Source organism: Paraburkholderia bannensis NBRC 103871 (assembly GCF_000685015.1).
In the GTDB taxonomy this organism is placed as follows: Bacteria; Pseudomonadota; Gammaproteobacteria; order Burkholderiales; family Burkholderiaceae; genus Paraburkholderia; species Paraburkholderia bannensis.
Genome location: NZ_BAYA01000010.1, coordinates 266810 through 279009 on the forward strand (window position 1 = coordinate 266810; position 12200 = coordinate 279009).

General features: G+C 58.7%; 10 protein-coding genes. 1 reads left to right on the forward strand and 9 read right to left on the reverse strand.

The window, feature by feature from the left end; all coding sequences use genetic code 11:
• Window positions 1-70: 70 nt before the first annotated feature.
• Together BBA01S_RS18270 and BBA01S_RS18275 are read right to left on the reverse strand one after the other, a co-directional pair.
• Entirely contained in the window at window positions 71-1744 is a 1674-nt protein-coding gene (locus BBA01S_RS18270; protein WP_027817714.1) for a long-chain-fatty-acid--CoA ligase, read from the reverse strand.
• A 68-nt stretch (window positions 1745-1812) separates the two neighbouring features.
• Window positions 1813-3729 carry an MFS transporter gene (locus tag BBA01S_RS18275; protein WP_027817715.1) on the reverse strand — a complete coding sequence of 639 codons (1917 nt, stop codon included), beginning with the start codon at window positions 3727-3729 and terminating at the stop codon, window positions 1813-1815.
• A 179-nt stretch (window positions 3730-3908) separates the two neighbouring features.
• Between BBA01S_RS18275 and BBA01S_RS18280 the strand changes: the two genes are divergently transcribed.
• Window positions 3909-4652, forward strand: coding sequence for a helix-turn-helix domain-containing protein (locus tag BBA01S_RS18280; protein WP_027817716.1), 744 nt, complete (start codon window positions 3909-3911; stop codon window positions 4650-4652).
• A 72-nt stretch (window positions 4653-4724) separates the two neighbouring features.
• Here the strand turns inward: BBA01S_RS18280 and BBA01S_RS18285 are convergent, their stop codons facing one another.
• The 7 genes from BBA01S_RS18285 to BBA01S_RS46855 form a co-directional block, all read right to left on the reverse strand.
• Window positions 4725-5255: a GNAT family N-acetyltransferase gene (locus BBA01S_RS18285; RefSeq protein WP_027817717.1), complete on the reverse strand. Its 531-nt coding sequence runs from the start codon at window positions 5253-5255 to the stop codon at window positions 4725-4727.
• Window positions 5252-5842 carry a helix-turn-helix domain-containing protein gene (locus tag BBA01S_RS18290; RefSeq protein ID WP_027817718.1) on the reverse strand — a complete coding sequence of 197 codons (591 nt, stop codon included), beginning with the start codon at window positions 5840-5842 and terminating at the stop codon, window positions 5252-5254. The genes BBA01S_RS18285 and BBA01S_RS18290 overlap by 4 nt, the downstream gene beginning before the upstream one ends.
• A 149-nt stretch (window positions 5843-5991) precedes the next feature.
• The gene (locus BBA01S_RS18295; protein WP_042297475.1) at window positions 5992-7041 is read right to left on the reverse strand and encodes an HAD family hydrolase; all 1050 of its coding nucleotides are present in this window, start codon (window positions 7039-7041) and stop codon (window positions 5992-5994) included.
• 81 nt (window positions 7042-7122) lie between these two features.
• On the reverse strand, window positions 7123-8535 hold the full coding sequence (locus BBA01S_RS18300; RefSeq protein WP_052391788.1) for a DUF1254 domain-containing protein: 1413 nt from the start codon (window positions 8533-8535) through the stop codon (window positions 7123-7125).
• Window positions 8532-9584 (reverse strand): DUF1254 domain-containing protein, encoded by a 1053-nt coding sequence (locus tag BBA01S_RS41725; RefSeq protein ID WP_218004249.1) that lies wholly within the window; start codon window positions 9582-9584, stop codon window positions 8532-8534. Before BBA01S_RS41725 ends, BBA01S_RS18300 begins: the two co-directional genes overlap by 4 nt.
• Window positions 9585-10793: 1209 nt before the next feature.
• Window positions 10794-11417, reverse strand: a complete 624-nt coding sequence (locus tag BBA01S_RS18315) for a LysE family translocator (protein ID WP_027817722.1) — start codon at window positions 11415-11417, stop codon at window positions 10794-10796.
• A 149-nt stretch (window positions 11418-11566) separates the two neighbouring features.
• Entirely contained in the window at window positions 11567-12145 is a 579-nt protein-coding gene (locus tag BBA01S_RS46855) for a hypothetical protein (protein ID WP_156965980.1), read from the reverse strand.
• Between the last annotated feature and the right edge of the window lie 55 nt (window positions 12146-12200).

Consider the following 12200-nt stretch of genomic DNA (forward strand, 5'->3'; position numbering starts at 1 on the left):
GATATTCGTTGCAAATGAGAAACGCCCTGCTTTCCCGGCAGGGCGTTTTTTTTATTGTCCAGCGATTCGATCAGGCGCGACCGTCGCGCAACTCGCGTCGCAGGATCTTGCCGATATTGCTCTTTGGCAGCCCCTCGCGGAACTCGACGAGCTTCGGTCGCTTGTATCCGGTCAGGCGCTCCTTGCACCAGTTGAAAATATCCGCGTCGGTAAGCGACGGATCTCTTCGCACCACGAATATTTTCACGGCTTCACCCGAATGGCGATCGGGCACACCCACTGCCGCCACTTCGAACACGCCCGGATGCTGCGCCACGACGTCCTCGACTTCGTTCGGATAGACGTTGAAACCCGACACGAGAATCATGTCCTTCTTGCGGTCGACGATCTTGACCAGCCCGCTTTCGTCCATCACCGCGATATCGCCAGATTTGAAGAAGCCATCGGGCGTCATCACCTTTGCCGTTTCGTCGGGGCGCTGCCAGTAGCCGGCCATCACCTGCGGCCCACGAATGCACAACTCGCCCGCCACGCCCACACCCAGCACGTTGTTGTCGTCGTCGCGAATCGACACGTCCACCGAGGGCAGCGGCAGCCCAATCGTGCCGCTCCACGTCACGGAGACCGCCGAATTGCAGGTCACGCACGCCGAAGTTTCCGTCAGCCCATAGCCTTCCACGATGGGCACGCCCGTCTTTTCGAACCAGCGCTTCGCCACGGCTTCCTGCACCGCCATGCCGCCGCCCACCACGGCGAACAATTGCGAAAAATCCAGCTTGCCGAAGTCGGGATGATCGAGCATCGCGTTATAGAGCGTATTCACCGCGGGGAACATGGTGATGTGATAGCCGCGCAACGTATCAATCATCCCGGCCATATCGCGCGGATTCGGGATCAGCACCGAAAGGCCGCCCGTGTGGATGCTCAGCAAGCCGCAAACCGTCAATGCGAATACGTGATAAAGCGGCAACGCGGCAACGGTCACGTTCTGTGTCACATCAGGGCGATTTGCGCGCGCCGGTTCAAGCCACGCCTGGGTCTGCAACAGGTTGGCGATGAGATTGCGATGCAGCAGCACCGCGCCCTTCGATACCCCCGTCGTGCCGCCCGTGTACTGGAGGAACGCAATGTCGTCGAGGCCCTGCTCCACGCGCTCGAACGGCAGACGCGCGCCCTCGGCGATCGCGGCGTTGAAGCTCGTGTATCCCGGCAGGCTCCACGCGGGCACCATCTTCTTCACTCGCCGCACCATGAAGTTCACGAGCCAGCCCTTCATGCCGAGCAGGTCGCCCATCGATGCAACCACAACATGTTTGATATCCGTGTGCTTCACCACCGCTTGCAAGGTAGTGGCGAAATTCTCCAGCAACACGATGGCTTGCGCGCCACTGTCCTTCAACTGATGTTCGAGTTCGCGCGGCGTATAAAGCGGATTGACGTTCACTGCCACATAGCCCGCGCGCAAGATCGCCGCCAGGGCGACCGGATATTGCAGCACGTTGGGCATCATGATCGCGACACGCGCGCCGCGCTCAAGTCCCTTCGATTGCAGCCACGCGCCAAGACGCTGCGAAAGCGCATCGAGTTGCGCGTAGCTGATGGTCTTGCCCATGCACGCAAATGCGGGCCGCTCTCCATATTGCCGGAAGCTGTCCTCGAAAAGCGCCGTGATGGAGTTGTAGCGCGACAGGTCGATTTCAGCCGTCACGCCCGCAGGATAGGAATGGAGCCAGGGTTTGTTCATGATGTCGTTCGAGAAAGCCAAATGAGTTTTTGAATCGCGCGCGTTTCGCGCAATGCATCGCGTGTTCTTTAAGGCTGCATGCCGCGCAGGCGCATGACGATTTCCTGAAGCCGTTGCGGCGAGGCATCGGCGGGTGCCAGCGGCTCGCCTACTGCCAGCGTGAGACGGCTCATTGCCCCCAGACGCAGCGGACGCGGCATGCTAGCCCGCTCGTCGCGCGAAAACACACTGCCCCACAAGCCCCGCAGCGCCATCGGCACGACCGGTGCTGGCACACGACGCAGGATCTCTGTTACGCCATGGCGAAACGTATTCATCTCGCCGTTGCGCGTGAGTTTGCCCTCGGGAAAGATGCACACCAGCTCGCCTTCCGTGAGCGCCTGCGCACAGCGCGCATAGGCTTGATCGAGCAACGCGGCATCTTCGTGTGCGGGGGCAATCGGAATCGCCTTCACGTGGCGAAACAACCAGCCCGCCAGGCGCGAGCGAAAAATGCGGTGATCCATCACGAAGCGAATCGGGCGCGGGCTTTCGGCCATGATCACGATGGCGTCGACAAAACTGACGTGATTGCAGACGAGCACCGCAGCGCCTTCATGCGGAATGCGTTGCGTATCGACGAGATTGACGCGATAAAACGTATGCACGAGCACCCATGCGATAAAGCGCAGCATGAATTCCGGCACAAGCGAGTAAATGTACACGGCAATGGCGATATTCAACAGCCCCGTAATAAGGAAAAGGCCCGGAATATGCATACCGACTGCGCCAAGCGCCACGCCCATCAGCGCCGATGCAATCATGAATAACGCATTGAGAATATTGTTTGCCGCGATGATGCGGGCGCGGTGCGTCGGCTTGCTGCGGCTTTGAATCAGCGCATAGAGCGGCACGCTATAGAAGCCGCCAAACATCGCGAGCAGGAACAGGTCGGCCAGCACGCGCCAGTGGATCGCCGCCCCCATGAATTCGCCCACCGATTGCAGATGCGTGTGTGCGGGCAGTGCATGGCTCGCGAAAAACAGGTCGATGGCGAACACACTCATGCCGATGGAGCCAAGCGGCACGAGGCCGATTTCGATGCGTCCGCGCGAAAGACGTTCGCACAGCAGCGAACCGATGCCAATGCCTGCGGAAAAGGTGGCAAGCAGCACGGTCACGACATCGGGATTCGCACTGAGCACGTCTTTCGCGAAACCGAAGAATGACGAGAGGAACGTAGCGCCTACAAACCAGAGCCACGAAATGCCAAGCAGCCCCAGAAACACGGTGCGATCTTCGCGCGCGATCTTGAGATTGCGCCACGTTTCGCCAATTGGATTCCAGTTGATGCGCAGATCGGGCTGAGGCGCGGGAGAAGACGGCACACGCGAGGACACAAGGCGCCCCAGCAGCGCGAGCGCCACGCACAGGCCCGCCAGCAGCATCGCGCCATGCGCGCCAGCGGCGGCAGCCGCGCCGCCTGCCACAGTGCCCGCGAGGATGGCCACGAACGTGCCCATCTCAACGAGGCCGTTGCCGCCCACGAGCTCCGCGTCCGAGAGATGTTGCGGCAAATACGCGTATTTCACCGGCCCAAACAGCGTCGAATGCACGCCCATGAGGAACGTGCAGAGATAGAGCAGCGGCGCGCTATGCAGCAGGAATCCCGCACCGCCAACCAGCATCGCGACAATTTCAAAGCTCTTCACGAAGCGCGTGAGCGCAGCCTTGTCGAAGCGGTCGGCAAACTGGCCCGCCGTCGCCGAAAACAGCACGAAAGGCAGCACGAACAGCGCTGGAATGACAAATGCAGCCGTCTTTGCATCGACGCCCGCGAAGCTCGACGCCTCGTAGGTCACGAGCGACGTGAAGCCAATCTTGAAGGCGTTGTCATTGAGCGCACCGAGGAACTGCGTCCAGAAGAACGGCGCGAAACGGCGCTCGCGCAACAGGGCGAACTGCGAGGGTTCGTCACGGCTTTCGCGGCTTGCGGTAGAGGTCATGGGAGGCTCGTGAGTTTGCGCAATGATCGGTCGGAGGGCGCGCTGTGCAGCTTGCCATCGAATGTCGCGCCCGGCGTGAAGACAGGAGCAAGTATGCCGACGAGGATCAAATAGAACGCAAACTCGTGCTAGAGTCACCTTTACTGTCACCTAAAGTATCATTTTTCAATACTTTTTTGATGAGCCAAACCGCCCAACTGGTCGAAACGCTGAAGCGGCAACTGCGCGCGCGACGCCTCACTTATCGCGACGTGGCGCAAGCCCTGCGCGTTTCCGAGCCCAGCGTGAAGCGGCTATTTTCGAAGGGGCGCTTCACGCTCGACCGGCTCGAAGAGATCTGCGGACTGCTGGGCTTCACGCTCGCCGAACTGGTGCAGGAAGCCGCGGCAACGGTGCCGCCATTGCGCATCCTCACGCAGGCGCAGGAAGCGCAGCTCGTCTCGAACGAGCGACTGCTGCTGGTGACGGTCTGCGCACTCAATCACTGGACGCTCGACGATATCGTCGCGACCTATCGCATCACGCGCGCGCAATGTCTCACGCTGCTGCTTGGCCTCGATCGTATGGGCCTGATTGCGCTGCTGCCCGGCGACCGCATACGGTTGCTGGTGGCGCGCGACTTCGACTGGATTCCGGGCGGGCCGATCCGGCAATACTTCAAGGCGCGCGGACTGGGGGACTTTCTGGAGGGGAGTTTCGCGGGCGCGGGCGAGTCGCTTGAGTTCACGCAAGGCATGCTGACCGAAGCGGCGCGCGCAGAGTTATCGGTGGAGTTGCGGCGCTTGCGCAGCAAATTCGCGGCCTTGCATGATGAGTCGGCAACGGCGCCGCTGACGCATCGGCGCGGGACGGGTTTGCTGATCGGCACGCGGGAATGGGAACCGCGTATGTTTGCCGAATTAAGGCGCGAGGTGGCGTCATGAGCGGTTCGGAAAGGCCATCCGGGGCATGGATGGTCGCTTCGCCTAGCTTCGCTTCGCTCGATCGAGTGAGACTCAGCCGTCTACAGGATTAGCCGGCGTATCCAGCACCAGCTGATAAAACGCCAGGTCGAGCCAGCGGCCAAACTTGAAGCCCACTTCCGGCAGCGTGCCGACGAGCTTGAAACCCAGTCGCTCGTGCAACGCGATGCTGCCCGCGTTGGTCGCATCGATGCCGCCCATCAGCACATGCACGTCGTTTTCGCGTGCGGCGGCAATGACCGCGTCCATGATCACGCGGCCAAGCCCGCGGCCGCGATGATCCTTGTGCACGTATACGGAGTGCTCAACCGTGTATTTGAAAGCCGGGAACGCGCGGAACGTGCCATAGCTGCCGAATGCCAGCAACGTGCCGTGTTCGTCTTCCACGCCGATCACCGGGAAATTTCCCGCGCGCTTGGCTTCGAACCACGCGGCCATCTTCTGCGCGTCGCGCGGCTTGTACTCGTACAGCGCGGTCGAGTTGACGATCGCGTCGTTGAAGATCTCCAGGATCGCATCGGCATGACGCTCGTGGGTGCATTGCACGATGATGGGATCGCTCATTTCGGTGTCCTTTGATTCGTGGATACGGTCGTCAACGCCAATGCGTAGCGCGCGGGCTTGCGGCCCGGGTTGTGAAAAACAATCTGCTGGTCGAGCACCATCGCGAGGCAATCGCCGGCTTTCAGGTGCCACGCCTTTTCGCCGACGCTAATCGACATTTCGCCTTCCAGCACCCACACCTGCTGGTGCGTCGTTGCAAGGCGCGTCACGTTATCGAACGTGACGCTCTCGCCCGGCGGAAAGCTGACTTCGACGAGTTCGAGCGGCGACGCAAAGCCCACCGGCGACACGTGGCGACGCCGATAACCCGTGGCGGGGTCAGTCCACGTCTGCTGATCCGCGCGGCGCGCGAGCGGCTGCTCCTGCGCGTCGCCGTCCGCTTCGTCAGTAAAAAGCGCGGGTAGGGTCACGCCCAGCGCGTCCGCCAGCTTGTTGAGCACGACGGCCGTGGGACTGATCTCCTGGCGCTCGATCAGCGAGATCGTCGAACGGCTGACGCCACTGGCTTCGGCCAGATCGTCCAGGGTGTGGCCGTGCGCCTTGCGCAGGTCGCGCACGCGTTTGGCGAGCAGGGCTTCGACATTCATGAATCCAGTATAATGGATTTTTATTCTAGTGCAATGGAAATTGTGCTGCCGAGCCAGTCCGTCTCGTGTCCGTATACCGATAGCTGGGTTTCAGGTGCGCAAGGCGGACACGCGTCGTCTGTTTCAGAACCGGCAACTGAAGCGGGTTCCTACCGCACAGCAGACGCAGGAAAGACCGTTTTCCAGTCCTGCTTCATGCTGACGATGTACCACCCGCGCCTGGGCGCTTCGTCCCAGGCCTTGTCCAGACTCATCGATCCGGGCTGCCGCCCATAGGCGAATTCGCGCGCGGCATCGTCGTGATTGAGCAGGAGTCCGAGCGAAGGCCCCGCGCCGCCTGTCGTGTATTCCAGCATTTCGCGATCGCCATCGGAGTTGCCAAAAGCGAGAATGGGCCGCCGGCCAATTGCGCGAAAAATGCCCAGCGGCTTGTTGGCGCCGTCGTTCCAGAAGTCGAGCCCCGGCTCGCGCACCAGCACCGCCTTGCCGTCTCGCATCTCGAACTTCAGCTTTTCTTCCGTTCCCACCACGTTTTCAGGCGCGACGCCATAGACTTTATCGGCGAAGACACGCATGAATTCCGTGGTGCCGCCGGACACGATCCAGACCGTGAAGCCATTCGCGCGCAATATCTGGAGCAATTCCAGTTGCGGTTGATAAACGAGTTCCGTGTAGGGCCGATTCAGTTGAGGATGCTTCGCGCTGGCGAGCCAGTCGCGAATGGTTTCGTCATACTCTTCGGTCGTCATCCCGCTATTGGCGACTTCGAGCAATTGCAGCGTCGCCTTTTCGTTCTTCGCCAGCGTCGCCATGTCGTGCGCCATCAGCGCGCGGTAGATGGGATTACGCCGCCACTCCGGATGCTGCGGCGCGACCGCCTTGAGGCGGTCGATCATGAAGATCACCTGAAATGGCAGCGGCTGCTCGCTCCAGAGCGTGCCATCGTTGTCGAACACGGCAATGCGCGCTTCGGGCGGCACGTATTGCGCACTGCCTGTCTGCGTGACTTCGGCAATGAACTTGAGGATCGCCGCGCGGGCCGCGCTGTCTTGCCAGGACGGCAACGCCGCAGCCACCGGCTCGCCGGCGGACACCGCATGAGCAACGGGCGGTGCGACCGGCGCGGGCGGCGGTTCATGGTGCGCGCAGGCGGATAAGGCGAGGCATGCGCAGGTGGCGACGCCAATCAGACGTCGCATGGCCAGACGACCGCCTGGAACAGAAAAGTGGTGAATAGGCATCGCGTTACGATCCACAGTCAGGCGGTTGAGCGGCTTAGATCAGTTCGCCTGCACCAGCGGCGGCGCTTTCCACTTGCCCTGCAGCGCCTCGGGTTTCGGCAGATAAAGCCGCATGATCAGCGAAAACGGCCCTTTTGGCGCCGGCAACCAGTTGGACTCCTGATCCTTTCCCGGCGACTCGTTCTGGACGAGCAGCGTCAGTCCACCATCGGGATCACGCTTGAATTGCGAAAGCATGGTCGAATTGAGCAGATAGCGGTTGATGGGATTCGCCACCAGCAAGCTCGACGGCTGCTCGTACAGGGTGATCGACCAGAAGGCATTCACGGGCGGCAACTGTCCTGGCGCGAAATGCAAGGTGTAGCGATGCACGCCATCCAGTTTCTGCCCCGTGCTGTCGACATAATAAGCCGGATACAGGGCTTCTTCCCTCGAATTGCCGTAGATGCCCAGCACCGCGCCGGTCATGCGGTAGAGATAGTTATTCTTCAGGAAACTGCGCGTGCCGAACAGATCGCCCGATGTGATTTCGCCGCTGGCCACACGTTTCTGGAGCGCCGCGAAATCGGCCCATGCGTCCGTCATGCCCAGCTGCAGCGCCTCTTTTATTTCGGGCTTGAGGTGATCAGGATCGAAGGGCTTGTTGGCGGCCACGCCAATCTTCGCGAAGCGTGCGCGCACAGCGCGCTCCGACGGCTCTACTGGAGCGAATTGCAGCAGAAAATTCAGTTCGCGGAAAAAATCGAGCGAGGTCTTCTGCATCTCCGCCGAGAGCGGCATCATGAAATCGATCGGACGCGCCGGCGCCGGTGCAGGCTTTTTGAGGAACGCGGAAAGCGGCTGCACCAGGTACTGATTCTGGATGCGCTTGACGTTGTCGAGATCGTCGGGATTGAAGAGCTGGGTACGGAACTGCGCAGAAGCGAGGGACGTCTCGCAATGGATCACTTTGTCGATGCCCTTGGGCTTCGTGCCCTTCCAGCCCGGGCCGACGATCATATAACTGCCGCCCTGATTGCCCGTCGTGCGCGTGCCCAGATACGCAAAATTCTGGGTGTACAGGTCAATCAGTTGCAGACTCCAATAGCGGTCTTTTTCGATCTTCGGCACGGTGAACACAATTGGCTCCGTGCGCAGGTCCAGGCCGATCCAGGAATAGGGTGTGTCGGAATTGGGCGTCTGGATGGCCTTGTCGTCGGGCGTGAAAACGCGCGGAATATTGAATAACTGGTTATAGGGCGCCTTGTATTCAGGATTCTTTGCGTCAACGAAATAAGAGTATTGAATGCGGTAATTGTCGACCATCGGGTAGCCGTAGAGATAAGCCTCTTTGGCGATCACGCGGGCTTGCGCCGGAGTGACGTCGATGGTCTGCGCGCGGCCTTCCGGCATACTCGCCAGTGCCGCCGTCACGCACGACAGCAGCGCAAGCATCAGGCTCCGGATCTTCATTGCGCTGCCTCCTGTGCCTTGCAGGCCAGCGGATCCGGAAGCTTGTACTGACGCTTGACGACGGATTCACCAGGGCGATAGATACGCATCAGGAAATTCCATCCCCCGGTTGTATCGAGCCGGTTGGGAACGTTGCCGCACTGCGCCTCGGAACCGAAGTGAGCGGTGACCGTGCCGTCGGGGTTAGGTTTCGCATTGATGCCGTTCAGGATGCTGTTGGCACTTTTCATGTAGCCGTCCGCGCCATACACCGTAATAGACCAGAACGCTTTGTTGGGAGGAATCTTGTAGGTTGCGCAGTAACATTGATTGGCGGACTGGCCGCCGTTGTAATTGATGTAGACCGCGTCCTGGGTCGGAAACAGCCCCCAGGCGCCCGCTGCTGCGAGATGGCGAATACGCTCGTCGGCCTTGCCGCGCGGCGCCATCGAACCATCGGGATATTGCTTGAATTTCGCAAACTCGCGGTTATAGCGCTCAGTGAGCGCAGTCAGCGACTTCTGATCCCACTTGGGCTTGGGAAACGGGTCGGCGCTGCCTGCATTGATGACGAACTTGTCCTGCAGCGCGTTCACCAGCGCGATATCGGCGGGATCGTCTGGATGGAGAAGCTGGATGCGGATCGCGAGAAACAGATATTGGGTATCGCGTGGCAATTCATGGACGCCCGGTGTGTAAATAACGCCGGGGCTGTAGTGATCGTTGTCGATCATCAAAACTGAGAAATAGCGGCCCGGTGGCATTTCGGGCACGGTCAGCGTCGCGCCTTTTGAGGTATCCACAACGGCGCCGGAATAGAGCGTGTCCTTGTTCATGCGAACCACGGACTGCTTGTCCAGCGGGGTGACGCTTCGATAGTGATAGAAGCGGTTCACGCCGCCTGCGAGCGTGGCAATGTTGTAGAAAGTGCGGTCGGTTTCCGCTCGTATATAGGTCGAACGGGTCACCACTACGCCGTTTGGCCCGCTCGCGGCAACAGCCGGAGCCGTGAGCAGCGCAATGGAAAGTGCAAAGATTGCTCCTGGAAACATCCTTTTGAGAGATTTCACGGCAACTCCTCATTTTTCGCATGCGACCGGCGAGGGGTTTCATTAGATTATTGGTCGCATGACGAATCAATGTAGTTGCGCGACCAAACAGAGAGCGTAGCCAGCAATTTCCTTGCCCGAGGGAATTAGACAAGGGAATTGTTTTACAGCATGTTTGATAACTTAAAAAATCGGCCTCACCCGTTGCGCCCGACGGTCGGCATACGAGCAGATTTCCCAACCGCCCTTTTCATCGATCAAAGGCTGACGATATCACCGCTTTACGCAGAACCTGGCGTCGTGTGATCGTGCGGATTTTTTATGAATTTCCGAGATTACCGGTTATCAGCCGATAGCGTACGAGCAATGAGCGGCTGTTTCGGGTCGCACTCCGCAGTTCGCCCGATGCCGTCCTGGTTTATGCGAAACCTATCGGACGCCGCCCTTAGGACATTCGACCTCAGAAGCTAAAGCGTCGATAATCGGAGCGTCACGAAGGCCGAGTAGTCGTTAAGTCGTTATCCTGGCTGGTTTTCGGGGTGCGCACGGACACACGCCTAACCGGATCTTCGAACCCAATCAATTACCTATCCGTTCCGTGGACACATTTCTTTCGCTCGCAGCGCGCTTACTGAAGGCTATTTTCCCGGCCCTGTTTCTCGCCGGGATGGCTCGCCTCTCACTGAAACTCTTTTCGCTCGGTCGCTACCCTACGACCGCTCGCTGGTTACCGGGATGGGACGACATCGATGTGCTTCAGTTGATCGGCGCTGTTGAATGCCTACTGGCTCTTGCTGCGGCAGCCTGGCTGTTTAGTCATTTTGGGCGGTGATGTTCAGGGTTACGATGGCGTCATGCAGCGACGCGTCGGTACAGATCGAGTGCCGCAACTGACTCGATGCTGCATGGCTCATGCTAGACACATTAGGCGCTTGAATCCATAGCCATTTTCGGTCATTCAATCTGCCTCAATATTCACGGCAAACGTCGGCGACAATATCCGCATAATGAAACGGTTCGGATATTCGCTCCCGGACATCAGGGCCAGCCTCGATGGTCAACTGGCCGGCGTGCCGCCACAGCTTCTGCAGCGGCAGATCAAGGTCGCGTTGAGCCGGTCGCATTCATGCCGTTGCATAAGATACTTCGAGGCGCGATCGTGAGACGGAGTGCGGCCAGTTTGAGTCATTCGGCATCATGCGCCGGATCATCAACAATCGGCAGACACCATCAGATTTTCTCTGTTGCCAACTTCAGACCTAGCCCGACGAACATAGCGCCCATGGTCTTAGTCAACCATGCAGAAATAGCTTGGTTACGACGAAATGCGCCTGTCATTCTCGCCGCAAGGAACACGTAAGCGATGCTCATGGAAATTCCGACCATATTGCCAGTGACGCCCAACGCAATGAGACGCTTCACAGGACTCGGGTCGTGTGCGCTCACGAACTGGGGAAGCAACGCGATGTAGAACAGAGCGACCTTCGGGTTCAAGACATCACTGAGAAAGCCTTGCCAGAAGATCAGGCGCAGAGCTTTTTTCCTGGCATCTCCGACTGGGAAGGCGACCCCCTTGGAGCGCAATGCGCCCCAGCCAAGGTAGATGAGATAAGCCGCACCCAACCACTTCACCAGTGTGAACGCCGTCGCTGATGCCAGTACAAGCGCCGAAAGACCCGTTACCGCCGCGAGCAAATGCACGTAGGAACCGAGATTAATTCCGAACGCAGCACATAGCCCTGCCGCACGTCCCTGAGCAATCGTCCTCCCAAGCAGGAACAACATATCGGGTCCAGGGACGAGAGACAGAACAAGACTCGCACCAACAAAGAGCATGTACGTATGCAGACTCATGATTTCTCAGGTTCAATGTCGCTTGGGGATTGACGACGAGTATATCCGTCCCAGTTCGGCCAGGAAGCGACACTGGCCTCACAAGCAAACCGACATTCGAGTGCCGGCTCATGATCGGCTAGCGGCTTTTCGTTCGAATCAGTAGCGCTCTACTTGGCGGGAATATTGGAGACTTCGCGCAAGACCTCCCTACCGAGTCGGACGATTGATTCGAGCAAGACAATAGCTGGGGCAAGTAGTTGGGCTTGCCGTGGGACAAACTCTTTTTCACCATGAAAGATGTTGCAGCGAATTTGGTAAAGACATTCGAGAACCGCCAAAACACTATGCCGTTGCAACCCATCGGCAAGTCTCGCGTCTCTTGCATAATCAGGTTCTTTCGTACCGCGAACACTATGCAAAAAAAACTGACGGTTCAGTAGCAGTTCTGAGATCGCTTTGCAGGAATCGGCTATAGCGGGATTTTCCCATACGGCATCTGAGAATCGAGATTGTCGAATAAGTCGAGCCATTACGGAAGTAGCCTCTTGACGGTCTCCATGAAACTTCAGTATCTGTCGTGGATCAAAGGTCGCTCGGTATAACTCGGCTGATGCGGAGTAAAGGCGGTTGTAGGCTACAAATAATGTAAAGAATCGATCGAATAGATCTTCCAAGTTGTCGGATCGATAGGCATCTGCCTTGGAGATCCAACGATCACAAAATATTTCGATTGAGTAGATATCCATTGAGCGTTCTGTCGATTATTGTGCGAACTCGAAAGGTTGTTAGCGGAAACAATTT

Coding starts and splice junctions, on each gene's coding strand:
- BBA01S_RS18270 (WP_027817714.1), bottom strand. CDS start 1,744: ATGAACAAACCCTGGCTCCATTCCTATCCTGCGGGCGTGACGGCTGAA.
- BBA01S_RS18275 (WP_027817715.1), bottom strand. CDS start 3,729: ATGACCTCTACCGCAAGCCGCGAAAGCCGTGACGAACCCTCGCAGTTC.
- BBA01S_RS18280 (WP_027817716.1), top strand. CDS start 3,909: ATGAGCCAAACCGCCCAACTGGTCGAAACGCTGAAGCGGCAACTGCGC.
- BBA01S_RS18285 (WP_027817717.1), bottom strand. CDS start 5,255: ATGAGCGATCCCATCATCGTGCAATGCACCCACGAGCGTCATGCCGAT.
- BBA01S_RS18290 (WP_027817718.1), bottom strand. CDS start 5,842: ATGAATGTCGAAGCCCTGCTCGCCAAACGCGTGCGCGACCTGCGCAAG.
- BBA01S_RS18295 (WP_042297475.1), bottom strand. CDS start 7,041: ATGCGACGTCTGATTGGCGTCGCCACCTGCGCATGCCTCGCCTTATCC.
- BBA01S_RS18300 (WP_052391788.1), bottom strand. CDS start 8,535: ATGAAGATCCGGAGCCTGATGCTTGCGCTGCTGTCGTGCGTGACGGCG.
- BBA01S_RS18315 (WP_027817722.1), bottom strand. CDS start 11,417: ATGAGTCTGCATACGTACATGCTCTTTGTTGGTGCGAGTCTTGTTCTG.
- BBA01S_RS46855 (WP_156965980.1), bottom strand. CDS start 12,145: ATGGATATCTACTCAATCGAAATATTTTGTGATCGTTGGATCTCCAAG.